This is a genomic window from uncultured Sphingomonas sp., assembly GCF_964235535.1.
GTDB lineage: Bacteria > Pseudomonadota > Alphaproteobacteria > Sphingomonadales > Sphingomonadaceae > Sphingomonas.
Map to the genome: position 1 here is coordinate 47,051 of NZ_CAXSBH010000009.1, position 24,666 is coordinate 71,716.

At 69.4% G+C, this 24,666-nt stretch carries 27 protein-coding genes; 9 read left to right on the top strand and 18 right to left on the bottom strand.

The window, feature by feature from the left end:
• The first annotated feature begins 162 nt into the window (after positions 1–162).
• Positions 163–666: a hypothetical protein gene (locus ACFE7F_RS04840; RefSeq protein WP_375402711.1), complete on the top strand. Its 504-nt coding sequence runs from the start codon at positions 163–165 to the stop codon at positions 664–666.
• On the opposite strand, the gene ACFE7F_RS04845 is transcribed toward ACFE7F_RS04840, so the two are convergent.
• Genes ACFE7F_RS04845 through xseA form a run of 3 tightly spaced genes read right to left on the bottom strand, consistent with a single transcriptional unit; the run spans position 663 to position 3,096 of the window.
• Positions 663–1,499 (bottom strand): M23 family metallopeptidase, encoded by an 837-nt coding sequence (locus ACFE7F_RS04845; RefSeq protein ID WP_375402712.1) that lies wholly within the window; start codon positions 1,497–1,499, stop codon positions 663–665. The genes ACFE7F_RS04840 and ACFE7F_RS04845 overlap by 4 nt on opposite strands.
• Entirely contained in the window at positions 1,496–1,696 is a 201-nt protein-coding gene (locus ACFE7F_RS04850; protein WP_375402713.1) for a DUF2093 domain-containing protein, read from the bottom strand. Before ACFE7F_RS04850 ends, ACFE7F_RS04845 begins: the two co-directional genes overlap by 4 nt.
• A 17-nt stretch (positions 1,697–1,713) precedes the next feature.
• Complete coding sequence (xseA, locus tag ACFE7F_RS04855) at positions 1,714–3,096, bottom strand: exodeoxyribonuclease VII large subunit (protein WP_375402714.1); 1,383 nt, start codon at positions 3,094–3,096, stop codon at positions 1,714–1,716.
• On the opposite strand from xseA, the gene purD reads away from it, so the two are divergent.
• Both purD and ACFE7F_RS04865 read left to right on the top strand, forming a co-directional pair.
• Positions 3,095–4,381, top strand: a complete 1,287-nt coding sequence (gene purD, locus ACFE7F_RS04860; RefSeq protein ID WP_375402715.1) for a phosphoribosylamine--glycine ligase — start codon at positions 3,095–3,097, stop codon at positions 4,379–4,381. The genes xseA and purD overlap by 2 nt on opposite strands.
• A gap of 85 nt (positions 4,382–4,466) precedes the next feature.
• Positions 4,467–5,111 carry a hypothetical protein gene (locus tag ACFE7F_RS04865; protein WP_375402716.1) on the top strand — a complete coding sequence of 215 codons (645 nt, stop codon included), beginning with the start codon at positions 4,467–4,469 and terminating at the stop codon, positions 5,109–5,111.
• Between the two features lie 174 nt (positions 5,112–5,285).
• Here ACFE7F_RS04865 and ACFE7F_RS04870 read toward each other — a convergent pair whose 3' ends face one another.
• Entirely contained in the window at positions 5,286–6,224 is a 939-nt protein-coding gene (locus ACFE7F_RS04870) for an alpha/beta fold hydrolase (RefSeq protein ID WP_375402717.1), read from the bottom strand.
• A gap of 131 nt (positions 6,225–6,355) precedes the next feature.
• Positions 6,356–7,660, bottom strand: coding sequence for a hemolysin family protein (locus ACFE7F_RS04875; protein WP_375402718.1), 1,305 nt, complete (start codon positions 7,658–7,660; stop codon positions 6,356–6,358).
• A 140-nt stretch (positions 7,661–7,800) separates the two neighbouring features.
• Here ACFE7F_RS04875 and ACFE7F_RS04880 point away from each other — a divergent pair, with 140 nt between their 5' ends.
• The gene (locus ACFE7F_RS04880) at positions 7,801–8,481 is read left to right on the top strand and encodes an OmpA family protein (protein ID WP_375402719.1); all 681 of its coding nucleotides are present in this window, start codon (positions 7,801–7,803) and stop codon (positions 8,479–8,481) included.
• 143 nt (positions 8,482–8,624) lie between these two features.
• Here ACFE7F_RS04880 and ACFE7F_RS04885 read toward each other — a convergent pair whose 3' ends face one another.
• Positions 8,625–9,053, bottom strand: a complete 429-nt coding sequence (locus ACFE7F_RS04885; RefSeq protein ID WP_375402743.1) for a nucleoside deaminase — start codon at positions 9,051–9,053, stop codon at positions 8,625–8,627.
• 131 nt (positions 9,054–9,184) lie between these two features.
• On the opposite strand from ACFE7F_RS04885, the gene rpmB reads away from it, so the two are divergent.
• Positions 9,185–9,481 (top strand): 50S ribosomal protein L28, encoded by a 297-nt coding sequence (gene rpmB, locus ACFE7F_RS04890; protein ID WP_375402720.1) that lies wholly within the window; start codon positions 9,185–9,187, stop codon positions 9,479–9,481.
• Positions 9,482–9,556: 75 nt separating this feature from the next.
• On the opposite strand, the gene ACFE7F_RS04895 is transcribed toward rpmB, so the two are convergent.
• Positions 9,557–10,615: an esterase-like activity of phytase family protein gene (locus ACFE7F_RS04895; protein ID WP_375402721.1), complete on the bottom strand. Its 1,059-nt coding sequence runs from the start codon at positions 10,613–10,615 to the stop codon at positions 9,557–9,559.
• Between the two features lie 138 nt (positions 10,616–10,753).
• On the opposite strand from ACFE7F_RS04895, the gene ACFE7F_RS04900 reads away from it, so the two are divergent.
• Both ACFE7F_RS04900 and ACFE7F_RS04905 read left to right on the top strand, forming a co-directional pair.
• A complete protein-coding gene (locus ACFE7F_RS04900; RefSeq protein WP_375402722.1) occupies positions 10,754–11,113 on the top strand; it encodes a glycine zipper 2TM domain-containing protein in 360 nt (119 codons plus the stop codon).
• 545 nt (positions 11,114–11,658) lie between these two features.
• On the top strand, positions 11,659–13,143 hold the full coding sequence (locus ACFE7F_RS04905; RefSeq protein WP_375402723.1) for a hypothetical protein: 1,485 nt from the start codon (positions 11,659–11,661) through the stop codon (positions 13,141–13,143).
• Between the two features lie 145 nt (positions 13,144–13,288).
• On the opposite strand, the gene ACFE7F_RS04910 is transcribed toward ACFE7F_RS04905, so the two are convergent.
• The 9 genes from ACFE7F_RS04910 to ACFE7F_RS04950 all read right to left on the bottom strand — a co-directional run bounded on the left by ACFE7F_RS04910 (position 13,289) and on the right by ACFE7F_RS04950 (position 22,481).
• A complete protein-coding gene (locus ACFE7F_RS04910; protein ID WP_375402724.1) occupies positions 13,289–13,735 on the bottom strand; it encodes a GtrA family protein in 447 nt (148 codons plus the stop codon).
• Between the two features lie 210 nt (positions 13,736–13,945).
• Positions 13,946–14,260, bottom strand: a complete 315-nt coding sequence (locus ACFE7F_RS04915; RefSeq protein WP_375402725.1) for a hypothetical protein — start codon at positions 14,258–14,260, stop codon at positions 13,946–13,948.
• 16 nt (positions 14,261–14,276) lie between these two features.
• Positions 14,277–15,275: an alpha/beta fold hydrolase gene (locus ACFE7F_RS04920; protein WP_375402744.1), complete on the bottom strand. Its 999-nt coding sequence runs from the start codon at positions 15,273–15,275 to the stop codon at positions 14,277–14,279.
• A gap of 271 nt (positions 15,276–15,546) precedes the next feature.
• Positions 15,547–15,960 (bottom strand): response regulator, encoded by a 414-nt coding sequence (locus ACFE7F_RS04925; protein WP_375402726.1) that lies wholly within the window; start codon positions 15,958–15,960, stop codon positions 15,547–15,549.
• 418 nt (positions 15,961–16,378) lie between these two features.
• Positions 16,379–17,101, bottom strand: a complete 723-nt coding sequence (phbB, locus tag ACFE7F_RS04930) for an acetoacetyl-CoA reductase (RefSeq protein ID WP_375402727.1) — start codon at positions 17,099–17,101, stop codon at positions 16,379–16,381.
• Between the two features lie 30 nt (positions 17,102–17,131).
• The gene (gene hemH, locus ACFE7F_RS04935) at positions 17,132–18,139 is read right to left on the bottom strand and encodes a ferrochelatase (protein WP_375402728.1); all 1,008 of its coding nucleotides are present in this window, start codon (positions 18,137–18,139) and stop codon (positions 17,132–17,134) included.
• Positions 18,136–20,331 (bottom strand): molybdopterin cofactor-binding domain-containing protein, encoded by a 2,196-nt coding sequence (locus ACFE7F_RS04940; protein ID WP_375402729.1) that lies wholly within the window; start codon positions 20,329–20,331, stop codon positions 18,136–18,138. Before ACFE7F_RS04940 ends, hemH begins: the two co-directional genes overlap by 4 nt.
• 27 nt (positions 20,332–20,358) lie before the next feature.
• Positions 20,359–21,783, bottom strand: a complete 1,425-nt coding sequence (locus ACFE7F_RS04945) for a S41 family peptidase (RefSeq protein ID WP_375402730.1) — start codon at positions 21,781–21,783, stop codon at positions 20,359–20,361.
• 167 nt (positions 21,784–21,950) lie between these two features.
• Positions 21,951–22,481, bottom strand: coding sequence for a hypothetical protein (locus tag ACFE7F_RS04950; RefSeq protein ID WP_375402731.1), 531 nt, complete (start codon positions 22,479–22,481; stop codon positions 21,951–21,953).
• Positions 22,482–22,643: 162 nt separating this feature from the next.
• Between ACFE7F_RS04950 and ACFE7F_RS04955 the strand changes: the two genes are divergently transcribed.
• Both ACFE7F_RS04955 and ACFE7F_RS04960 read left to right on the top strand, forming a co-directional pair.
• Positions 22,644–22,895, top strand: a complete 252-nt coding sequence (locus tag ACFE7F_RS04955; protein ID WP_375402732.1) for a BrnT family toxin — start codon at positions 22,644–22,646, stop codon at positions 22,893–22,895.
• A complete protein-coding gene (locus ACFE7F_RS04960) occupies positions 22,888–23,160 on the top strand; it encodes a BrnA antitoxin family protein (protein WP_375402733.1) in 273 nt (90 codons plus the stop codon). Before ACFE7F_RS04955 ends, ACFE7F_RS04960 begins: the two co-directional genes overlap by 8 nt.
• 12 nt (positions 23,161–23,172) lie before the next feature.
• On the opposite strand, the gene ACFE7F_RS04965 is transcribed toward ACFE7F_RS04960, so the two are convergent.
• Both ACFE7F_RS04965 and ACFE7F_RS04970 read right to left on the bottom strand, forming a co-directional pair.
• Positions 23,173–24,180: a VacJ family lipoprotein gene (locus tag ACFE7F_RS04965; RefSeq protein WP_375402734.1), complete on the bottom strand. Its 1,008-nt coding sequence runs from the start codon at positions 24,178–24,180 to the stop codon at positions 23,173–23,175.
• Positions 24,181–24,273: 93 nt separating this feature from the next.
• Positions 24,274–24,579 (bottom strand): hypothetical protein, encoded by a 306-nt coding sequence (locus ACFE7F_RS04970; RefSeq protein WP_375402735.1) that lies wholly within the window; start codon positions 24,577–24,579, stop codon positions 24,274–24,276.
• Positions 24,580–24,666: the final 87 nt, after the last annotated feature.

Genomic DNA, 24,666 nt, shown 5'->3' on the forward strand with positions numbered 1-24,666 from the left:
TGATGCGCAGCGTAGAGGGAAGGTGTGCCGCACTGCAACGCCGTTCGGTTCCGCGACCGGGGCGCATGACTGTTTTGCACGCGAGTGTTGCAAATCCGATACACGGGGCGGCCACGCACCGCGCTAGACGCGCGTTCTCGCCGTCAAACTCCAGGACATCCGATGCTCCCGATCGTCATCGCCCTTTTCGCTCCCATCGTCGCGCAAGGATCGGCGGACGTGTCCCGTACCGTCGACCGGCTCACCGAATGCCGCGCGATCGCGGCCGACGGCGACCGCCTCGCCTGCTTCGACCGCCTGGCCGCGCGCATCGCCGCCGCGCGCACGAGCGGCGACCTGCTCGTCCTCGACCGTCGGCAGGTCGTCGAACGCAAGCGCCAACGCTTCGGCCTCGCCAATCCGCCGAGCGACGTGTTCGGCGGCGGCGAGGCGGACCGGGCGACGGAGGTCAGCCGGTTGGACACCACCATCCGCATGGCCAAGCCCGCAGGGCCATATGGCCGGTGGAACCTGGAACTGGCCAACGGGTCGGTGTGGCAAAGCGTCGATACGCTGCCCTTCCCGCCCAAGGCGAGCGCCCCGATCGCGCTCAGGACCGCGACGCTCGGCGGCTTCCGTGCCTCCATCGCCGGCGGACGCACCTTCCTGGTCAAGCGTCTGCGCTAGGGCATCGGCCCCGCGACCGCCGCGGGATCGAGCCGCGCGTCGCGCCAGCGCAGGCCCCAATGCAGATGCGGCCCCGTCGCGCGGCCGGTAGCGCCGACCGCGCCGATACGCTGGCCCGCCGCCACCCGCTCACCGAGCCTCACATCGATGCGCGACAGATGCAGGAACGCGCTCGACAACCCTGCGCCGTGATCGACGATCAGCAGGTTGCCCTCCAGCGTGAACGGCCGCGCCGGGTCGGCCGCGAGCACCACCACGCCGCCCGCGGGCGCGACCACGGGCGCGCCCGTCGGAAGCGCTATGTCCGCGCCCGAGTGAAAGGAGCCGGGTACGCCCCGGTAGACCCGCTGTGCCCCGAACGCCCCCGACACTCGCCCGGTCGCGGGCCAGCGCATCGGCTCGCGCCAGCCGGTCGCGCCCGTGTCGACCGCGCGCGCGGCGGCGATCCGCGCGAGCTCGCCCGGGCGGACCGTGTCGAACTTGGCGGTCGTGCGGCCCGCGCGGAGCGGCGCGTCGACCCGCTGGATCGACCAGGCGCGCAGGCCGACGCTCAAGCTTCGGCGGACCTCGCGCCCGTCGGCCAGCACAGCGACCAGCTCCGCGGTGGATGGCGCGTCACGGTCGAACCCGGCGATGAACCGCCCCTCAACCAGCGTCAGCGGCGCGGGCGGCGCGCCGGGCGTGCGCAGCTCGGCGGACACCGACCCCGCCGGGGCCTCGCCGGCGATGAGGCCGCCCTTCGTCGGGGTCCCCGTGAGCCGGAACGCCTCTGTTGCAGTCTGCGCGACCACCGGCGCGGCGAACATGAACGCCGCCAGCGCGACCGCCCTCATCGCGGGCGGAGCGCCTCGCTCGCCAGCGCGGCGGTGGCGAACGCCCGCTGCCCCTGGACGCTCCAGTATCGCAGGTCGCCCAGCGCGATCCGCGCGCCCGACACCGCGCATAGCACATGGTCGCCGGGTGCGAGCACACGGAAGCCGTTGGCCATGTAATGCAGCCGCGCGGGGCGGTCGGTGTTGGACATCAGCATGCGCGGGTTCCGTCCGGTCAGAGCAGCGAGGGCTGTTCGGGTCGGCTAACAGGATAGGGCCGCCCGCCCCCACGCTCAAGCCGCCCGCCGATCTGCGCCTCCACCGCGCCGTCGTGGAAATGCAGCGTCACCGCCCCGGCCGCGCGCGCCGCGCCCGCGTCCACCAACGTCTCGCCGCCCCGCGCCGTCACGCGGGCATAGCCGCGCTCCAGCACCCGCTGCGGGCTGAGCGATCCGACCAGCCGCCAGGTCGCGTCGAGCGCCGACCGCGCACCCTCGATGCGTCGCTCGAGCACCGCCGGACGCAGCGCGCCGCCCGCCCTGTCGAGCACGCCGCGCGCGAGCGCCACCCGCCGCTCGAGCCCCCGGTCGAGCCTGAGCCCCAACTCGTCCGCGCGCTGGCGCTGCGGCCCGAGCAGCGCGTCGCGCCTGGGCATCACCCGCGCGAGCGCCTCCAGCCGCTCGCGCCCGCGCTCGACATACCGCCGGGCGCACCGCTCGGTCCGCCCGCCATGGCTCGCGATGGTGAGGCGCAGGTCGGCGAGCACGGGCACCGCGATCTCGGCGGCGGCGGTCGGGGTCGGCGCGCGCAGGTCGGCGGCGTGGTCGCACAAGGTGGTGTCGGTCTCGTGCCCCACCGCCGAGATGACGGGGATGCGGCACTCGGCGACCGCGCGCACGACGACCTCCTCGTTGAACGACCAGAGGTCCTCGACCGACCCGCCCCCGCGCGCGACGATGAGGAGGTCGGGACGCGGCACCGGCCCGCCCTCCCCTAAAGCGTCGAACCCCCGCACCGCCGCCGCGATCTCGGCCGCCGATCCCTCGCCCTGCACCTTGACCGGCCAGACCACGACGTGCGTCGGGCAGCGGTCCTCCAGCCGGTGGAGGATGTCGCGGATCACCGCCCCCGTCGGCGAGGTCACGACCCCGATCACGCGCGGCAGGTAAGGCAGCGGCTTCTTGGCCGCGCGGTCGAACAGCCCCTCGCCCGCCAGCTTCACGCGCAATTTGTCGAGCAGCGCCATCAGCGCGCCCGCCCCCGCCAGCTCCATCCGCTCGATGACGATCTGGTATTTGGAGCGCCCCGGATAGGTGGTGAGCTTGCCGGTCGCGATCACCTCCACGCCGTCCTGCGGCTGGAACGCGAGGCCCAACGCCTGCCCCTTCCAGATCACCCCGTCGATCACCGCGCTCTCGTCCTTGAGCGCCAGATACGCGTGCCCCGACGCGACGCGCTTATAGCCGGATATCTCGCCGCGCAGCCGCACATGGCCGAACTCGCCCTCGACCACGCGCCTCAGCTTGCCCGCCAACTCGCCCACGGTCAGCGTCAGCGCGTTGTCGCCGGGAACGGGCTCGGCTACCAGCCGGGACGCATCGGGATAGGGGGAAGCCATGAACGTCCTGCTCTTGGGATCGGGAGGCCGCGAGCACGCGCTCGCCTGGAAGCTCGCCCGGTCGCCGAGCTTAGGTACGCTCTACGCCGCGCCAGGCAACCCCGGGATTGCGCGTCATGCCCGACTGGTCGCGCTCGACGCCGCCGACCATGTCGCCGTCGTCGGTTTCGCGCGCGATCACGGAGTCGGCCTGGTGGTCATCGGCCCCGAAGCCCCGCTCGTGGACGGCCTGGCCGACTCCTTGCGCGCGGCCGACATCCCGGTTTTCGGACCGTCGGCGGGGGCGGCCCAGCTCGAAGGGTCGAAGGGTTTCACCAAGGACCTGTGCGCGCGCGCCGGCATCCCCACCGCGGGCTACCTGCGCGTCCGCACCCGCGCCGAAGCGGACGCCGCGCTCGCCACCACCTTTTCGCTTCCCGTCGTCATCAAGGCCGACGGGCTCGCGGCGGGCAAGGGCGTGACGATCGCCTACACCCCCACCGAAGCCGCCGCCGCGCTCGACATCCTGTTCGACGGACCGGGTGAGGCGGTGATCGAGGAGTTCCTCGACGGCGAGGAGGCGAGCCTTTTCGTCCTGACCGACGGGACCGCGACCATGCCCTTCGGCTCGGCGCAGGACCACAAGCGCGTCGGCGAGGGCGACACCGGCCCCAACACCGGCGGCATGGGCGCCTACAGCCCCGCGCGCGTGCTCACCCCCGAGCTCCAGGCCCGCGCGCTCGCCGAGATCGTCGAGCCCACGCTTGCCGCGATGCGCGACGCGGGCACGCCCTTCTCCGGCGTGCTCTATGCCGGGCTGATGCTCACGCCGGCAGGCCCCAAGCTCATCGAGTACAACGCGCGGTACGGCGATCCGGAGGCGCAAGCGGTCCTGCCCCGCTTCGACGGCGACCTGCTGGTGGTGATGCTCGCCACGGCAGAGGGCCGCCTGGGCGAGCTGCCGCCCGCCCGCTTCATCCCCGAAACCGCGCTGACGGTCGTCGTCGCCGCCCGGGGCTATCCAGCAACGCCCGTAACCGGCGGCCGGATCGACGGGATCGAGCGCGCGGAGGCGACGGGCGCGCTCGTCTTCCACGCCGGCACGAGCGCCGAGGGGGAAGCGCTGGTCGCCTCCGGCGGTCGCGTCCTCGCCATCACCACGCTGGGCGACGGCGCGGCGCAGGCGCAGGCGCAGGCCTACCGAGCGGTCGACGCGATCGACTTTCCGGGCGGCTTCCATCGCCGCGACATCGGCTGGCGCGAGGTCGCGCGCGAACGCGGCCAAGTCGGTGGTCGCTTAAGCTGACGCGCCCGGCGCAACCGGCGCGGCGGACGGGGGTTGATGCGGAATGCGGATACGGGCCGAAGGCTCGCCGCCTGAAGGAACCTCGATGGCCATCACCCCGCCCGGCGCCGGCGCGTTCACCACCTTCCACTTCGTCATCCTGGCGCTCCTCATCCTCGCCACGCTGGCGCTGATCGCGGTCGGCATCGCCCGCTCGCGCGCCCGCCGCGCGGCCGAGCGGCGCGCAGAGGCCGAGGCGGATGCTGCGGGAGCCTTCGAGGCGACCGAAGCGCCGCCGCCATCCGATCCGGCGCCGCCGCTCGCCCGCCCCGTCCCGCCGGAGCCCGCGCCCCTAACTTCCCCGATACGCCCGGAAGCGTTCAAGCCGACCGAGCCCCATCCGATCCCCCTCGCCCGCGAACGCATCGTCGCACCCGCATCGATCGAGGCGATCCCCGCGACACCCGCCGACCCGGTACCTGCGGCGCCGTCGCCCGCGGTTCCCTCACCCACGGACGGCGCGGTCACGCAGCTGAAGGGGCTAGGCCCCAAGGTCGCGACGCGGCTGGCCGAGCTGGGACTGTCGTCGGTCGGCCAGATCGCCGCACTCGACGCCGACGAGGCGGCGGCGGTGGATGCGCAGCTCGGGCCGTTCTCGGGGAGGCTGCACAGGGACCGGTGGGTGGAGCAGGCCCGCTTCCTGGCGGCGGGCGATACCAAAGGCTTCGAGGCCGTTTTCGGACGTCTTTGACGGCACCGGCCCAGCCACATTCAAACCCTCTCCCGCTTTCGCGGGAGAGGGACAGGCGCGGTACGCGCCAGGGTGAGGGTCGGACCTCTCGCCGTGCAGGCCCGCCCCTCACCCTCGCCACGCTGCGCGTGTCTTTCCCTCTCCCGCAAAGGCGGGAGAGGGTCGAGTGCAAGCCTAAATCGACCGAAGCCACGCCGCGACATCGGCCGCCGATCGATCGGGCGCTTCCTCCATCGAGAGGTGGCCGATGCCCGGATATACGATCAGCCGCGAGCCGGGGATCGTCCGCGCGAACCAGCGCCCGGCAGACACCGGGATCAGCTTGTCCTCCGCGCCCCACAGGATCAGCGTCGGCACCCGCAGCCTGCCGAGCGCGTCGGGATCGGCCACGTTGCGCGCCGTCGCGCCGCGCCGTGCGGTCGCGTCCCGGTTGCCCGGATAGAGCAGAAGCTCGTGGTAGCGATCGATCATCGCATCGTCGATCACGGCCTGGTTGCTCACCGACTGGCGGACGCTCCTCTCGACCAGACCGCGCGGCGTGATCACCCGCGCCAGCCTGTTGATCCCCGGCGTCCGGGCGATGCGAAACCCGATGGGCAGCGCGGTCGGCTCGGCGTCGGGCGGGCCGCTGGCATCGACGAGGATCAGCGCCGAGAGCTTGTCCGGATGCGCGAGCGCGTAGTTCCATGCCACCCAGCCGCCCATCGAATTGCCCGCCAGGGCGAAGCGGGCGACGCCCATCCGGGTCAGCGCCTTGTCGAGCGTTCCGACGAAGGCCGCGCTCGAGTAATCGGCCGCGGGGTTCGGCCCGGTGAGGCCATGCCCGATCTGGTCGACGTTGATGATGCGATAGGTGCCGCCGAGCCGCTCCGCCCACGGCTCCCAGGTGTGGAGCGACGAGTTGGAACCGTGAAGCAGCACCGGGCCGTCGCGCTTGCCCTCATTGCGGACGTGCATCGCCAAGCCGCCGCCGACATCCACGAACCTAGAGGCTGCGTTCATGTATTTGGCGCGCAACGACGCCGCATCGCCGTCGGGAGCGTAGCCCCAGGCGAACAGCAGCGCGACCGCCAGGATGACGAGGAGCGCCAGTCCCTTGAGAACGCGTTTCATATCCCGCTTCCCCGATCAATCGCGGCTTACTGATACTCTCCTCAGCTGACGCGGGAGTAAATCCCGCGTCATCGGTCGCGGCTTTCGGCCGCGCCGGCCGGGTGAGCGTGGAGGGCATGGCCGCTTCGCGGCTAACCTTCCACGCTCACCAGCAGCTTGTCGATCCGCCGCCCATCCAGGTCAACCACCTCGAACCGCCAGCCCTGCAGCGCGAAGCTCTCTCCCTCGCCCGGCAGATGCTTGAACACCGACAGCGCCAGCCCCGCCACCGTCGCGTAATCCCGGTCCTCGGGCAGATGCAGCCCCAGCCGGTCCGCCAGCGTATCGGCCGCGGTCGTCCCCGCCACCAGCAGCGATCCATCGTCGCGCTCGACCACCGACGGCGCGTCGCCCGGGTCGGTGTCCGACAGGAAATCGCCCGCGATCGCCGCCAGCAGGTCGGCGGGCGTCACGATCCCCTCGAAATGCCCGTACTCGTCGTGGATCATCGCCATCGGCACCTCCGCGCGGCGGAGCGCATCGAGCACGTCCATCGCGTCGATCCGGTCGATCACCACCGGCGCCTTGCGCAGCAAGCGGTGTAGATCGAGCGTTTCGCCCCGGATCAGCGCGCCGACGATGTCGCGCGCCTGCACCACGCCCTCGACCGCGTCGATCGACCCGCGCGCCACCGGCAACCGCGTGTGCGGCGTCGCCAGCAGCGTGGCGCGGATCGCGTCCGGCCCTGCATCCAGATCGATCCAGTCGATCTCGGTACGCGGCGTCATCACCTCGCGCACCGGCCGGTCGGCGAGCCTGACCACCCCCGAGATGATCGATCGCTCATGCTCGTCGATCACCCCCGACTTCGACGCCTCGGCGACGACGTGGTGGATCTCCTCGGCGGTCACGTGCTCCTCCGCGTCGCGGTCCAAGCGGAGCAGGTGGAAGATCAACGCGCTGCTCCGGTCGAGCAACCATACCAGCGGCGCGGTGACGACCGCGAGATAGCGCATCGGCAAGGCAATGGCGCTCGCGATCCCCTCGGGCTTGCGGAGCGCGAACTGCTTGGGCACCAGCTCGCCGATCATCAGCGACGCATAGGTCGTCAGCGCGATCACCAGGACGTATCCGGCCGTCCCCGCCGCCTCTCGTGACAGCCCCAGCAACTCCAGCCGTGCCGCCGTCGGCCCGCCCAGGCTCGCCCCCGAATAGGCACCCGCGACGATGCCGATCAGCGTGATGCCGATCTGCACGGTGGACAGGAACTTCGACGGGTCCGCCGCCAGCGCCAGCGCCGCGCGCGGGCCGCGCTTGCCGCCGCGCGCCATTGCCTCCAGCCGGGCTTTGCGCGCCGACACGATCGCCAGCTCGCTCATCGCGAACACGCCATTCAGCGCGACCAGCGCCGCGATGATCAGGACGTCGATCCAGGGGAAAGGAGGAAGCGGTGCCATCGGCGGGAGAAGCCCCGTTTGGCCGCATCCGATCCGGCGCGCAACCGCCTTAGAACGATGCCCTGCCGAAACGATCGGGGCCGGAACGATCGGGGCCGCACCGGTGTTGTCGCGGCTCCATTCCCGTAGGAGCGTACCCCATGACCACCCCCTCCAAACTGCTGTCCGGCCTGTCCGCGCTCGCGCTGCTCGGCGCGACCGCCTGCACCACCGACCCGGAGACGGGCGAGCGGCGCATCTCGCGCGCGGCGATCGGCGGCATCGGCGGCGTGGTCGGCGGTTATCTGCTCGGCGACCTCGTCGGCGGCCGCCGCGACCGGACGGAGAAGATCGTGGGCGCGGGCATCGGCGGCCTCGCGGGCGCGGGCATCGGCGCGTATATGGACCGCCAGGAGCAGGAGCTGCGCCGCCGCACCGCGGGCACCGACGTCCAGGTCATTCGCCAGGGCGACGATCTGATCCTGAACATCCCGTCGGGCATCAACTTCGCCTACAATTCGGCCGACGTGCAGCCGCAGTTCCAGCGTACGCTCGACCAGGTCGCGGGCACCCTGTCCGAGTATAACCAGACCTATCTCGACGTGTACGGCCACACCGACGCGACGGGCACCGACGCGTACAACCAGACGCTGTCGCAGCGTCGCGCCGTCGCCGTCGCCGACTACCTGTCGTCGCGCGGCGTCCAGCCCGTCCGCCTGGGGACCCGCGGCTTCGGCGAAGGCCAGCCGATCGCCTCCAACGACACCGACGAAGGCCGCGCTGCCAACCGCCGCGTCGAGATCAAGATCGTCCCGGTCACCCAAAACGACGCGCGGGGGTGATCGCTAAAACCCTCTCCCGCCTTCGCGGGAGAGGGACAGGCGCGTAGCGCCAGGGTGAGGGTCGGACCTTCCCGAAGAAGTGCCCTCATCCGACTTCGCTACGCTCAGCCACCTTCTCCCGCAAAAGCGGGAGAAGGGTCGTCTCACCGCCTCCCCGCGAAGAAGCCCCTTAGCAGCGCCCCCGCCTCCCGCTCTCCCAGGCCGCCATACACCTCCGGCCGGTGGTGGCACGTCTCCCGCGCGAACACCCGCGCGCCATGCTCCACCCCGCCCCCCTTGGGATCGCCCGCCCCGTAATAGAGCCGCGCGATCCGCGACAGCGCGATCGCGCCCGCGCACATCGCGCACGGCTCCAGCGTCACCCACAGATCGCACCCCTCCAGCCGGTCGCTCCCGAGCAGCGCCGCGCCCTCACGGATCACCCGCATCTCGGCATGCGCGGTCGGATCGCGGAGCCGGCGCGGCGCGTTGCCCGCCGCCGCAATCACTTCGCCGTTCAGCATCAGCACCGCCCCGACGGGCACCTCCCCCGCATCCGCGGCGGCGCGCGCTTGGGCCAGCGCCAGGCGCATCGGTTCGGGGAGGGAGAACACGCCGCATCCGGTGGGCCGGTGCGACCGGGCACGTCAAGCGTGGTTGACCTCGCCCCCATGCAGGGCTACCCGCCCACGCTTTCCGATAAGATATACCCAGGACGAACATCATGTCGCGCATCTGCGAGCTGACCGGCAAGACCCGGATGGTGGGGAACAACGTATCCCATGCCAACAACAAGACCAAGCGCACCTTCCTGCCCAACCTGCAGAACGTGACGCTCCTGTCCGACTCGCTCGACCGCCCCGTGCGCCTGCGCGTCTCGGCGCACGGCCTGCGCTCGGTCGAGCATAATGGCGGCCTCGACAACTGGCTGGTCAAGACGTCGAACGAGAAGCTCTCGCTCCGCGCGCGCCGACTGAAGCGGGATGTCGTGAAGAAACTGGCCGTAGCCCAAGGCGCGTAAGCGAGCTTACGCGCCGGTGCGCGCCGATAGGCGCGCATGGGCCGGCCCGGCCGGCGGGTAGGCGGCGAAGCCGAACTAGCCCGTCCGACGTCTAGCGGCGACTTTGCCGTCGCCCTCTCGATCCAGCCGAAACTTCAGCAGCAACGTCCGCTGCACCGGCAGCTGATTGTCGTCGGATACCAGCCACACCACTATCGCCCCGCCTTCCTGCGCGACTGCGATCCCTTCGAAATTGTCGGTCAGCAGCGGCGGGACCAGCCGCGCGACCGTGCGCCCGCTCACCACCGCCCCCGCCCGCACCGCCCCCATTTCCCTCGCGCTGGGCGCGACCAGCGCCACCCGCGTCCGCCACCGGAACGGCAGGGCGAACCGCCGCTCGAGCACGAGCAGCCGCCCATCCGGCAGCTCGGCCATGTCGACGGGGTGGTGCCCCCGCTCGGGCCGGTAGCTGAAGCGGGCGATCCGCGTCGTCCGCCCCGTCGGATCGCCTGCGAAGATCAGCCCCACCCGCGTCTCCGGCCGCCGACCGTCCACCCCGCGCGGCGGACGGCGCGTCTCCGAGATCGCCAGGAAGCGCCCGTCCCGCAGCCGCGTCATGCTCTCCGCCCCGCCCGCCTCCGGCCAGCGCGCCATCGGTCCCGACCGCCGCCACCGCTCCCCGCGCGCGAAGCCGGGGGCGTAGCGCCAGATCGCGTTGTCATTCTCGAACGCGACCCACATCCGCCCGGTGCGCGGGTCGATCGCCACCGCCTCCGAGTCCCGGTCGGACTTTCGCCATCCTGTTCCCGGCCCCGCCGGCAGTGGATCGAACCGCACGCCCCGTGGCCGCCAGTCCGCGCCCATCCGGAACCGCAGCAGGTTGCCGCCGTCGCTCAGCAGCGTGAAGCGCTCCCCGTCCACCAGCAACGCGGAGAAGCCGCCGAACGCCGGATCGTCGCTGCCAAGTGCCACCCCGCCCAAGAACGTCAGCGCGCCCACCCGCTTCATGGCGGGATCGTCCGGGTTCAGCGCGACCCGCTCGACCGTCAGCCGCGGCGCGTCGCCGGGCAGCTTGAGCCGCTCGTCCCCGGACCATCCGGGCACGATCAATAGGACGAGCAGCAGGGACAGGAACGCGCGCACCACGCGGCCCATAACCGCCGGTCGCCCGCGCGGCACCCTTAACCGCGCATAACGGGCACATTCAGGATCAGGACAACGCGAATCACCTAGAACCTTTTCATCGGAGGCGAGGAAGTCGTCCCCGCGAAGTTCAAGCCAAGGAGTATCGGCATGTTCAAGTCGCTATCGCTCGCCGCCGCAGCGCTCACCATGACCGCGGGCGCGCTCGTCCCCGCCACCGCCGACGCGCAATATCGCGGCCGCGACCGTGGCTACAGCCAGTATGACCGGGGCTACGACGACCGGTATGAGGGCCGCCAGTACCGCGACCGCCGCAGCTACAGCCGCCGGGCCCAGGGCCGTTGCCGCTCGGGCGACACCGGCACGCTGGTCGGCGCGATCGCCGGCGGCCTCCTCGGCCGCACGATCGACACCCGCGGCGACCGCCTGCTCGGGACCGTGCTGGGCGCCGGTGGTGGCGCCTTGGCGGGGCGGGCGATCGAGCGCTCGTCCGATTGCGGTCGTCGCTGACGACCGCAATCGGACCGGACGGCGGGTCGTCGGCTAAGCCGACAAACCCGTCCGACGTCCAGCGGCGGCTTCGCCGTCGCCCTTAACTCTTTCCCAAGTTACCGTCCGTAGGCGGTGTGTATGCTCCTGCGTAGCGTATCGGGAGCGGGGGGCCGGTTCGGCGTATCGAGCCGGCCCCTTTGTTCGTTCGAGCGCAGGCGCGGCCACGCGCGCGCTGGTGCAATCCGCACGAGCGGCGCGCAGCGCCCGAAACCGACCGGCGGGCGCGAAGCGACCCGCTCGATGTCCAGCACGCGGCGTCACCGCGGGCCTGACCATTCGATAATATACATTCCTAAACACGCAAGTAACGAGTTTCATCGGGTGGCGCGCCCACTCGCTATCTGGCTTGACTTTCGCACAGCAGGACGTGAAACTTAGTCCTAGAATAACGAACGACCATGAAAGCGAAAGCTTCTGGCAACTCTATCTTAGGATAGAATGCGTAGTTCGTTCAATGCATTACCTCGCGGGGACGATCCGCTAGCGGCTGTTGGAGATTTTTCATGGCGAACGACCTTACCCTGATGTGCCTTCAGCTGAACGAGCTCAACTTCCCCTTCATCGCGGACTATGCGCAACGAGGCCTGCTCCCGAATTTCAAGGAGTTCTTCAATCGCCACGGTTTCGTAGAAACCGTATCGGAGCATGAGCATCGGCTCGCCAACCCGTGGATTCAGTGGCCGACGGTTCATACCGGACTCGACTATGCGGACCACAAGGTCTTCCGCCTCGGGGATATCGTCAAGACGAACCATCCCGACATCTACCAGGAACTGGAGCGGCATGGAGTGAAGGTCGCAGCATTGTCCGTCTTCAATGCCGCCAATCGGACGGAAAAGGCCGCCTTTTTCGTACCCGATCCGTGGACCGACACGCGCGTCGACGCTCCCTCGAGCGTTCGGCGGATAAACGACGCCTTCCGCCAGGTCACCGACGACTACGCGCAGAACAAGATCTCACTCAAGTCCGTCGTCAACCTCGTCACGGGCGGCGCATCGAACCTCAAATGGACGCGCCTTCCCGATTATCTGAGCGAGACCGCCAAGTTCGTCGGGGGCAAGAAATGGATGCGCGCGGTGGTCGGGGACCGGCTGCTCGCCGACGCCTACCTCACTCAGGTCAAGGCGCACAGACCCGGCTTCTCGACGGTGTTCCTGAACGGCGGCGCGCATTTGCAGCACCATTACATGTTCTCGTCCTCATCCTACCGCGGGGAGCGCAGCAACCCCGCATGGATCGTGGAGCCCGGCAACGATCCGCTACTCGACGTGCTCAAAATGTACGACCAAGTGCTGGGGGATCTCGTCGCCTACGCGAACAGCTTGCCCAACGGACGCGTGGTCATGGTCACCGGCCTCCATCAGGAGCCGCATGAGCGCGAAACGCTCTACTACCGTCTCAAGGACGAGACCGCGCTCCTGCGTGAACTCGGTATCGAGTTCGAGAGCAGCTACCGGTTGATGACCGAGGATTTCGTGCTCGTATTCGCCGACGAAGCAGCCGCTGCCCGGGCCGAGCGTCAGCTGTGCGAGATCGAGAGCTTCGACACCGACGCCATATTCTACCGGGAAACCGGCGACGAGGAAATACGCACGAGTTCGACCTTCCACCAGATCTTCCATGTCGAGAACCGCGGAAAGGACCTTTACGTCCAGCTACGTCCGGCGGCGCGTCCGATCCCCGAAACCATGAAGGTACGTCGAGGCAACACGGTCGTCGAGGATTTCGGCCGGCGGGCCGATTTCGCCCAGTATAAGAACACGCATCACCACGGCACCGGTTACTACGCCGACTCCGCGTTCACGGCCGGGCAGTTGCCGAAAAGCTTCCCGCTCCGCGATCTCTTCCCGCTGTTCCTCGCAAGCTTCGGCGCGCGGCACGAACGGATCGGATCGATGGATGCCGCCTTGAAGTCGGCCATCGGACTGCCCGCGAACGAGAAGGCTCAGGCCGAACCGGCGGCTGTTCTCGCAGGAACCGAGGCATAGCACAACGCACCGGCGCGCTGGCCGCGTTCAGGGGAGTGGGGTAGGCAATCCGCCCGGGCAGGTCGCGTCGCGATGGCGTCGCGTTCTGCCCGGCCGCCGATCAGGATCGCTTCGTCCGGTGTCGTTGCACCGCTCGCGAAACGGCTCAGCGACGCTCGGCCGGGTCGACGCTGCGGTAGACGAAGGTTCGCAGCAGACCGAAGATGATGAGCGGCGTGACGAACACCATCGGGATGATCGGCCACCAGGTCGGCCCGCCGAGCCGCTCGACCAGCAGCAACACGAACAGTTGGTTCAATCCCAGGCCCAGCAGTCGCACCAGGAGGAAGCGCACGGCGCGAACGCTCCAATGATCGTCGTCGTTGCCGCTCCTGAAGGTGAAACGAGCGTGCGTGACGTACCCGACGACCAGGAAGACCGACGAGGTGAGGGCCAGCGATGCCATCGGGGCCACTCCGCCGAGATCCGTGAGCGCCCAATAACTCGCCGCATTGCCCAGGGTCAGCGCCAGTCCGGCGACCGCATAACGACCTAATTGCGAAGCGATGGCTCTCCCGCGCGGCAACCAACGGCTTGGTGAGAAATCGAACATGAAGCGGTGCCGTTCCTACGAATCGCGTTCCAAGATCGGCGAGTGATCTGCTCGACCGGCTTCAGGTAAATCTGAGCCGTTCCACCACCCCGGCCTTGAGCCGGGATCCCGCTTCTCCTCCGGCGTTCGGTCGGAAGAAGCAGAAATAGACGGCGGGGCTCCGGGTCATGCCCGGGCGACGCGGTGGAAAGCGGGCGTTGGAATCGATCGTTACCGGGCAACACCCAACCTGCCTACACCCTCCACCGTCGCTGCTCGCCCCGTGCGCCGATTAAAGGCGCAAAGCTTTACGTCGATCACCGACTGTCGGTTGTACCCTTCGACGATGCGCAGCTCGATGGGTACTCGGTCGGAGAAGCTGGCTTTGTCGGACATCACCTTTGCCCGGGTCAGCCCTGAAGCAGCGAGGCAGGCGCGATTGACCTGGCGGTCGAGCGCTGCCCAAGCTTGCGGGGTAGACGCCCCGGCGGACGTGCCGACGACGACGGCGATCCCAGTAGTGATCAAGATCTTGAGCTTGGTCATCCCGTCCTCCTACGTGTCATATACGCCCGCAATCGCTCGGTGCTGGTGCCCCCGCGAAACGCTGATCGATCCAGGCGAGCGTCTGCGCTGAACTTTGCTTGGCCGTGGTCGCATGATCCTTGCCGGGCAGGTCCACGAACCGCACCCGCACCCGGTTAGCGCAGAGCCTCTGCGCGAAGCTTCGCGTCACTGACGGCGCGACGAAGGGATCAGCCCGCGCCTGCGCAATCAGGATCGGAACCCGGCTGATAGGTGTCGTGCTGTTGGCGGCAACGTAGCTCGACCAAGGCGGAGTTCGGGCAAGATCGACCGTTCGCAAGTCCTGCCGCAGTGCCAGGATACCAAGAACGGCACCAAGCTTGGGGCCGGAGTCGACCGACACGCAGTTGCGCGACAAACGCCGAATGATCCCCGGCGTTCGGGGCCGACCGATCCGTGGCGGAACGCCATAGTATTGGCTCCAGCTTTGGACCGCGAACGCAGTCAGAAGGGTTCGCGCATTCGGATCGCTCGCCTGCCGCAAGTTGGCGGCCAAGTCGGTTGGCGGAGCGCCGGCCGCGATGCCCACCAGGCGCAGCCCGGAGCCTTCCGCGCTCGCAAGGTGACCCGTCCACAATGCCGCATGACCGCCTTGGCTTTCACCCCAGACCACGAACCGCTCGCCGGCCGCCGCTCCCGCAATCGCACGCGCCGATCTGACGGCATCGAGCACCGACCGCGCTGTCGCTGTTCCGACTAGATACGGATGTACCCCAGGACTGCCGAGCCCCGGGTAATCGGGTGCCACGACCACATACCCTCGCCGCACGGCTTCGAGAGCAGGGGTCGAAGTCCAAAAGGCTGGCATCATCGATGGAGCACACTGATTTGCGATCCCCGACGTACCGTGCGCCCACGCGATGACTGGCCGTGAGCGTGCCGGCGCCGCCTCGCGCGGCGCTACCACCATGCCGGTTACCTGGCGTGCAGCCCCACGGTCGTCACGCGTCAGGTATCGCACTCTCCACGCCTGCATGCCGGCTGGCGTGTCGACGACGGGCTCGGCGGAAAGTAGCTGCCCGGGTGCTTGGGCCGCCGCGGGAACGGTGAATATAATCGAGACGGCGGCAAGGAATGTGTGGCGCAATCTACGACTCCCCGATCTGCCTGCGTCGACTTTGATGAGGAAAGAGCACGGGCCTGCCCGAAAGGAAAGTGCCCCCGAAACTCCGATGGAGGCCTATGTCCGGTATGGGTCGATAGCTGACTATCGGCAGTGTCCGTGGGGCATGCCGACGACTACTTCTCTACTCGCCTCTCCCAGCAAGATTGAAGGGCTGTGTCGATGGAGCACGCGCCTCGACCAATTTGGCGATGGCGTCGGTCAGCGCGTGCATGTTCGTGGGTTTCGTCATGAAGTGATCGGCGCCGGCGGCGAAACAGGCCTCTTCATCGCCGCGACTGCAAAGGACGGTTACCGCCATGACGGGCATGCTCGCCGTGGCGGCGGTTCCCTTCAGGCGCTCGATAACGTGGAGCCCGCTGATGTGCGGCAGCCGGATGTCGACCAGGGCTATGTCGGGGCGCTTCTCGGTGGCGACGCCCTGGGCGGTACGCTCGTCCGCCACCATGATGGCCTCGAAGCCGGCTCTCGTGAGCCAAGCCTCGTACATTTTGCGGTGGAGAGGGTGATCCTCAACCACCATGACCCGCAACGCCATCAGAACCCCCGTCACCGTATCGACGCTGGATACACTGTAACGCTCTCGAAGCGAGCGCTTTAGGTTCGAGTGCAGGCCCTTGTACGTAAGAGCAGCCGCGACCTCCGCTCGATGCGCCCCGGGGTGAAGCCGTCCTTCCGCCTTTTGCCGCAAGTTGCCAAGGCCACTCGGCTCACGGTCACAAGTGGGCCAGAGGTCGATGGTAAACCCGACGCGAATGTCGGCTACGGGTCGTAAGCGGACATTTAATCACCTCGTCACGCATGAGCACAACGAAACAGGGAAGAAGCGACGGCGAGGCCGCCGCCGTGACGTCGAACGGGCTTGTCCGCTTGCGCGGCCAACCCGCCGGCCGTGCCGGGCGATGCGCGGCGCTTCGCGGCGCACACCGGCGCGGGCGTGGCCGCGCCTTCGCCCGTCAGTACATATGCTGCCCGCCATTTATCGACAGCGTACTCCCCGTCACGAACCCAGCCTCCTCCCCGCACAGGAACACCACCCCCCGCGCGATCTCGGCGGCCGCTCCCAGCCGCCCCACCGGTATCCGTGCCACGATCTTCTCCAGCACGTCGCCCGGCACCGCCGCCACCATGTCGGTATCGATGTACCCCGGCGCGATCGCGTTCACCGTGACGCCGAACTTCGCGCCTTCCTGCGCTAGCGCCTTGGTGAAGCCGTGGATGCCCGATTTGGCGGCGGCATAGTTCACCTGGCCGTACTGCCCGGCCTGCCCGTTAATCGACCCGATATTGACGATCCGTCCCCACTTCCGCTCGCGCATGCCCGGGAACACCGCCTTGGCCATGTTGAAGCACCCGCCCAGATTGGTCTCGATCACCTCGCGCCAAGCCTGATAGCTCATCTTCAGGATCGTGCCGTCGCGCGTGATGCCCGCATTGTTGACCACCACATCGACCGGGCCCATCTCGTCCGCCACCCGCATGCAGCCGTCGAGGCATGCCTCGTGATCGGCGACATCCCATTTGTACGCCTTGATCCCGGTTCGCCCCGTGAAATCGCCCGCGCGCGCCTCGTTGCCCGCATAGGTCGCCGCGACCGTCATCCCCGCGTCCTTGAGCGCCAGGCTGATCGCCTCGCCAATCCCCCGCGTTCCGCCCGTCACGATCGCCACACGCGCCATCAGTTCTCTCCTCGTTTTTATCGCCCGATGCTATGTAACGACGACCCACCCCGCAAGCTCCCTGGCCAAAATGCTGCGCAGCATTTCCACTCCCGGCGGGCTGTCGTTCAGGCACGGCAGATATGCGAACCGCTCGCCGCCGGCCGCCTCGAAGCTCTCGCGTCCGCGGATCGCCAGCTCCTCCAACGTCTCGATGCAGTCCGCCGAAAAGCCTGGAGCGAAGATCGCCACCTTCTTCACGCCCTTCGCTCCCAGCTCCTCCAGCACGGTATCGGTCGCCGGCGTCAACCACTTGGCCGGGCCGAAGCGCGACTGGAACGCGACCGTCAGCTCGCGGTTCATCGCTTCCGACAGCAGCCGCGCCGTCTTACGGCAATGGCAATGGTATGGATCGCCTAGTTCCAGCGTCCGTTTGGGCATGCCGTGAAAGCTCGCCATCACAACTTCGGGCTCGAAATCCAGCGCCGCCAGTTCCGCTTCCACCAAGTCTTTTAACGCGCCGATATAGGCCGGGTCGTCATGATAGGGCGGCAGCGTCCGGATCGCCGGCTGCCACCGCTTGGCCGCGAAATGCGCGAAGGCCCGGTCATTGGCGGTCGCGGTCGTCGCTGCGCAATATTGCGGATAGAGCGGCGCGAGCAGGATGCGGTCGCACCCCGCCGCCTTCAGGGCGTCGATCCGGTCACCGATCGCCGGATTGCCATACCGCATCGCGTAATCGACCACTACGTCCGGCCCAAACGCGCCCTGCAACGCCGCGCATTGCGCCCGCGTGATTTTGGCGAGCGGCGATCCCTCGTCGGTCCACACCAGCCCGTATGCGTGCGCCGACTTCTTGGGCCGCGTCTGCAGGATGATCCCGCGCAGGATTGGCTGCCACGCGAGCTTGGGGATCTCGACCACCCGCTTGTCCGACAGGAACTCCAGCAGGTACCGTTTGACCGCGCGCGGGGTCGGCTCGTCGGGGGTGCCCAGATTGGTGAGCAGCACGCCCACCTTACGGGGCGGGATGGCGGGATGGTCGGGGGGTGGCGTCATTCCCCCGATCTAAGGGGCAGCGACCGAATGCGCACCCCCGTCGCCGTCTGGAGCGCGTTCGCGATCGCGGGCGCGACCGGCGGCACCGCGAGCTCGCTGACCCCGCCGGGCTGTTCGGGGCTGGCGATCAGCTCGACGGTGATGTCGGGCGTGTCGGCCAGTCTCGGCAGCCAGAGCCGGTCGAACCCCCGTGTTGTCGGGTGCCCTCGCTCGTACCCGGTCGACGCGCCGATCGCGTGGGCCAACCCGAACATCAACCCGCCCTCGATCTGCTGGCGCACGAGATCGGGGTTGATGACCGTGCCGCAATCCGCCGCCGCGACCAGCCGCCGCACCACCGGCCGACCGTCGACGCCCATGTCGGCCTCCGCCATCACCGCGATCCGGCTTCCCCGGAAGGCGTGGCACGCCATGCCCTGACCCGATCCCGCCACGCCGCCTTCCCACCCGCCGAGCGACGCCGCCGTCTGTAGGCACCGCGCCAGCCGCGGATCGCCGCCCAGCATCCCGATCCGGAACGACACCGGCTCCGACGCCCCCGCATGCGCCAGCTCATCCAGGAAGCATTCGGTGAAGAAGCAGGTATAGCCGTGCGCCCCGCCGCGCAGATGCCCCGTGCGCAGCCCCGTCTCGGCCGGATGGTGATCGACCGCATAGGCGGGCAGGCGGTAGGGCGGCACCGCTCCGCCGACCGCGTAAGCGTCGCCCGTCGAACCCGCGAGCGCGGCCCGCCCGATCAATCGCTTCGCCAACTCGCGCCCGGTCGCGGGCGAAGCGATCTTGGCGCTCCAGCCCAGGATCGAACCACCGGGCGCGAGCCGCGCCGCCATCCGCGCCGCCGCCGCCGGCTGGTGCCGCCCCCGCGCGATCTCCTCCCCGCGCGTCCAAACGAGGTTCACCGGCCGCTTGAGCGCCACCGCGAGATGCGCCGCCTGTTCGACCGCGTCCGTCTCCAGCCGCGCGCCGAACCCGCCGCCGACCAACATCGGGTGGACGACCACATCGTCCACGCCCACTCCCGCCGCCTCGGCCGCCGCCGCCCGCGCGCGCGCCGGGGCCTCGGTCTGGCACCACACCTCCAGCCGCCCGTCGCGGTAGGCCGCGACCGCGCTCGCCGTCTCGATCGCGGCATGGACGCCCGGGGCGACCCGGTACTCGGCCGTTACCAGCCGCGCCCCCCGGAACACCGCGCCCAGATCGCCTTCTTGCGCGATCCGCGTCCCCCCACCCTCGAACGCCGTCGCCAACGCCGCCGCAATACCCGCATCGTCGACCGCGCCGCGCGTTTCGAACCGCGGCGCGAGCGCGTCCAGCCCCCGCTCCGCCGCCCAGCCGGTGGTCGCCACCGCCGCGACCCACCCGGGCGTCTCGACCACCTGCAGCATGCCGCGTACCCGGTCCGCCGCCGCCCGGTCGACCCGCACGAGGCGGCTGTCCCCCACCGGCCCCGCCCGCACGCGCACATGCACCATGTCCGCCAGCCGGATGTCCCCTGCGAAGTTCGCCGATCCGTCCACCTTGGCGGGCGCGTCGAGCCGCGGCACCGACCGCCCCGCGAGCTTCCCCGCCCCGCCCTGCCCGATCGGCAGCGGATCGGGCAGTCCGTCCGCGCCCATACCCGCAGCCTCCGCCGCCAGCTCCGCGAAGCGTACGCGCTTGCCCTCGTGCACCACGAACCCCCGGTCGGCCGAGCACGCCTCCCATGCGATGTCCCACCGCCGCGCCGCCGCCCGCGCCAGCAGCACCCGCGCCGCCGCCGCGCCCGCGCGCGCCGGCCCCTCGAACTGCCGCACCGAACTCGACCCCGCCGTCAGCATCGCCGGCCCGCCGAGCACGACGCCCGGCACCGCATCGAACATCCCCTCGAACAGCTCGGTCATCGCCAGCGGATTGGCGTAAAGCGGGTTCACCGGCGCGGCCTCGACGCCTACCGTGCGCCAGTCCGCCCCCAGCTCGTCCGCGACGATCTGCGGCAGCGCGGTCCACACGCCCTGCCCGCCCTCGGCTTGCGGCATCGCGACGATCACCCGCCCGTCCTCGCCGATCTTCAGCCATGCGCCGAACGCGTGTTCGCCCGGCCCCACGCCCAGGTTCGCCGGATATCTGCGCGGCCACAGTCCCCAGGCGACCACCAGCCCCACGCCCGCGCCACCGCCCACGAGCAGTCCGCGCCTGCTGATCCCCCCGCTCATCCGCCCGGCCCTAACCGAGCCGCCCGGTCAGAAGAAGCCCGGCACCTCGCGCTGCGGCGCGGTCGGCGCACCCGGCATCAACAGCTCGCGCCGCCCCGAAGGCACGGGCCCCACGCTGGCCGTCCGCGCCTCGGACGTGATGGTGGAACAGCTTCGCCCGGCCAGGAAATCGAGCGCCGACCGCACCGACGCCTCGCGCGGATCGCCCAGCTGGAACGCTAGGTCGTCGGCCGCGGCGCAGCTCGCGCGCACCGTCGTCCGCAGGCCGTCATAATAGTCGCCCTGCCGGTCGCGGTTCTGCGTCGCGAACGCCACCACCCGCAGCCGGTCGTCGCACGACGCGCGGTCGACCGCGATCTGCCCCACCGGCTTGCCGAAGGTGTTGGTCCCGATCAGCGCCGCCCGGTCGCCCAGATACGGCACGAAGCTGTTGACCACCAGCTCGCTCGCCGACGCGGTCGCGCCCGTGCCGATGAAGGCGATCCGCGTCGGCGCGATCGATTGCGGCTGGGGCGAGAAGCGCCGCGTCTCGTTGTTCGACGCCTTTTCCGGCCGGAAGGTAGTGAACGAGAACACGTCCGACCCCGTCCGGTCGCGGCCCAGCAGGTCGCCCATCAGCTCGGCGACCGACACCAGCCCGCCGCCGTTATAGCGGAAATCGACGATGACCTCCGTCACTCCCGCCGACCGGAACGACGCGAACGCCTGCCGCAGCGCCCCGTCGGAAGTCGAGATGAACGTCCGCAGGTTCAGATACCCGACCTGCCGACCCCCGTCGGCTATGATCCGCGCGCCGTAGCGGGGCGACACGGGTGTGAGCGAGAAATCCGCCTTGACGACGCTCAGCTCGCGCACGCCCGCCGCCGGGTCCGACACGCGCAACAGCCGCGCGGTGCCCGCCGTCGTCGGCCCCAGCGCCGCGGTGACGCCCGCTCCGCCCTCGGCCGCGATGATGTCGCTCACCGGCCGCAGATCGCCCGGGCCCGTCCCGATCGCCAGGATCTCCGTCCCCCGGTCGATCCCCGCCGCCAGCGCGGGCGCGCCCTCGAACGCCTCGGCCACCAGCACGCGCCGGTTCGGCGCGTCCGTCGACAGCCGGATGCCGAACCCCGCGCTCGACCCGGCGCTGAAGAACGCATTCTCCTCGCGGATCGACGTCACGTAGGTGAAGAACCGGTCCCGCCGCTGGCTCCGCGCGGTCGCGGTCAGCCCGTCGATATACCCGCCGACGCTCGTGAACCCGGCCGGGTCGAGCGCGGCGGGCAGCGTCTCGGGAAACAGATAGAACTCGCGCAGTTGCGCCGCCGCCCAGTCCTGCCGCTCGCGGAGCGAACAGCCGCCCGCCGTCGCTGCCGGTATCGGACCCGGCGCGGCCGCGACGGCCGTCTCCGACCCCGATCCGACCCCGCCGCCGCCACCGCACCCGGCCAGCATGGCGACCAGGGCAACCAACGCTCCACCACGCGACCGCTTCATGAGAAACTCCGATTTGTCCGATGCTTAGCGCGCGGACATAGCCGTGTCAGGCCTATTCCATATGCTATATGTACGCAGGTTAACGACGGGTGGATGCACGAGCCTCCCGCCCCGATCACGGCACCCAGATTACGGCGCCCAGATTACGGCGCCTTACCCTCCGCCCGCATCCGCTCGGCAAAGGCGACCGCCTCGGCCCGCTCGCGCGCCTTCTCCTCCTCGTCCTCGCGCGCGCGCACGTCCTCGATCGCCGTCAGCTTGGTTATGATGCTGTCCTGCACCTCCTCCAGCGTCTTGGGCTTGCGCCACGCTTGCCCCGATCGCTCCGCCGCCCGGTCGCCGCGCTCGATCAGGAAGCGCAGCAGCCCGTCCGAATAGCGCCGGTGCGTCGCCACCACCTTGCCGTTCCGGTGGACCGCCACCTCGACCCCGTGCACCGCCCGGTCGAACGCCGCCTGCGCCAGCACCGGCCGCGGGCTCGCCAGCGCCGCGTCCCACCGCGACGCGAAATCCGGCAGGCGCTTGTATGTCCGGTACGCGTTGGTGGTGCTCATCCCCACCTCGTCGCAGGCGTCCTGGACGCAACCCGTCTCGCTCAGCCGCGTCAGGAACCGCAGCTGCCGCCCCGGCGTCCACCCGTCATGCCGCCCCCGAAGCGCTCCCTTGTTCTCCATCTCCGCTCTCCCTCCCCCGAGTCGAGCGGCCCACCTATCGCAGGAGAAAGGCTGTAGGACAGAACAAAATGCGAACAACCGTGCTTGATAATATGCGCCGTTCCCGTGCGGGCGAGCAGCTTGACCGACTAATATCCCGTAGTTACATTTCATACTGTGGATGTGACGTTCGACCCGGTCAAAGACGCGATCAATCGGGGCAAGCATGGGCTTTCGTTCACTGAATTCGCCGGGTTCGATGCGGATCCGGCCGTCAGTCTCGATGACCGATACGACTATGGCGAGCGTCGTTTTCGCGCATTCGGCAGGATCGGCGGCATACCGCACTGCCTCGTCTATACCGAAACCGATAGTGGCGTTCGCGCGATCAGCTTCCGCCGCGTTCACGAGAAGGAGATGCGCCGTCATGAATAAAGTAGCGCCGCCCCCGGATTTCGACGACAACCCCGAATGGACCGAGGAGGAGTTCACCCGCGCGCGGCCTGCGAGCGAGATGCATCCGCCCCATGTGGTCGCCGCACTCGTCCGCAAGCCGGGCCGCCCGCTCGGCTCCACCACCTCCACCCGCCAGCAGGTGACGCTGCGTCTGGAACGCGAGGTCCTCACCCGCCTCCGCGCGACCGGTCCGGGTTGGCAGACCCGGGTGAACGAGGCGCTGCGCAAGGTGGTGGGCCTATAACCTCGACCGCCTTCAGCGACCGTCCGCCCCTACTGCCGGAGCGGCCGGGATCAAGATCGTGCGCGGCAGCGACTCCGGCACGGGCACCTTCCCACCCCTCGCCCGCCGCGGGCCACGCAGCGCGTCAATCTCCGCCTGCCGCCGTTCCAGATAGGCGCGGCGCACCGCCCCGTACGGATCGCGGCTCGCCTTCAGCTTCTCCAGCCGCTCGTCGTTCTCCGCGCGAAAATCGATCGCGCCGATATTCAGCAACGGGATCGTCACCGCCGGATTGTTCAGCGGCGGCACGCTCGTCACCGGGATCGCCAGCTGGTCGAAGACGTTGCCCACCAGGTCGCGTACCGTCACCGGCCCGATCAGCGGCAGGAACAGGAACGGCCCCGGCTTCACCCCGTAATAGCCGAGCGTGTTGGCCAGGCTGTTGCGCCGCCTGGGCAGGTTGAACGGCCGCCGTTTGGCCACGTCGAACAGCCCCGCCGCGCCGATCGTCGTGTTAACCGTGAACCGGCCGACCGTCTCGGCCGCCTTGCCGGGCTTCAGCTGCAACAGGTAGTTCAGCGCCGCCACCGGCTCGCGCAGGTTCGCGACGAAATTGCGCAGGCCGCTCCTGATCGTGCTCGGCACCTCGCGCTTGTAGGTGCGCGCGACGGGGCCGATCACCGCGTCGTCGACCGCCTGCGTCACCTTGAAGCTTTGCTCGTTGACCGCCGACAACGGATCGCCGCGCCGGTCCCGGCCGATCACGACCACGTCGCCCGCCTGCTCCGCACCGGGATCCTGCACGGCGGGAGCGGCGGCAGGAGACGACTGGGCCGGAATGGTGGGCGCAGGCGGCTGCGTCGGCGTCGGCGCGAGCGGCACCGCGCGATCGACGCCGACCTGCATCGCGGGCCGTTCGAACGTTACTGGCGCAACTGCCGCCGGCGCGTGCGACCCGACCAACGCCGACGCGGCCGCGAATACGAAGATGTCGATCTGCCTGTCCCTTCGCCGGATCGAACCCGGCGGCCGTCCGGCCACCGATCGACCCGATCGGCAACGCCGCGCCCGCCTAGGCCTGAGCGCATACCGATATCAGGACGGCATTAAAATCCCGCAAGCGATCGGCGGCGGTCAGTTCTCGCTTTCGCCCTTCACGTCGCTGCGCAGGCTCGACGCCATCGTCATCAGCAACGCGGCCGCGTCGCGCATTCCCGCCCCCGCTCCATCGGCCGCGTCCGCCAGTTCATACTGCACGTCCGCGGCGGTCTCGATCACGTCGACGGCCTCAACGATCGTTAGAATATTTCGCTCCTTCAGGCAGTGTATCAGGCTTTCAACGAGCAATAATGCCGCCAAGCCGTGTGGATCCTGCGCACCGGGATTGGATGATAAGACGGGATAAACGGCGGGCGCGTCGCTCTTATCATGTGTTGGCATGGTCGTGATCTTTTTATATACGGAATAGGCCCGCTCGCGGAGTCAGACCGGTGCTGCCGCGAAGCGGCGATGACTAAACCGTATCTG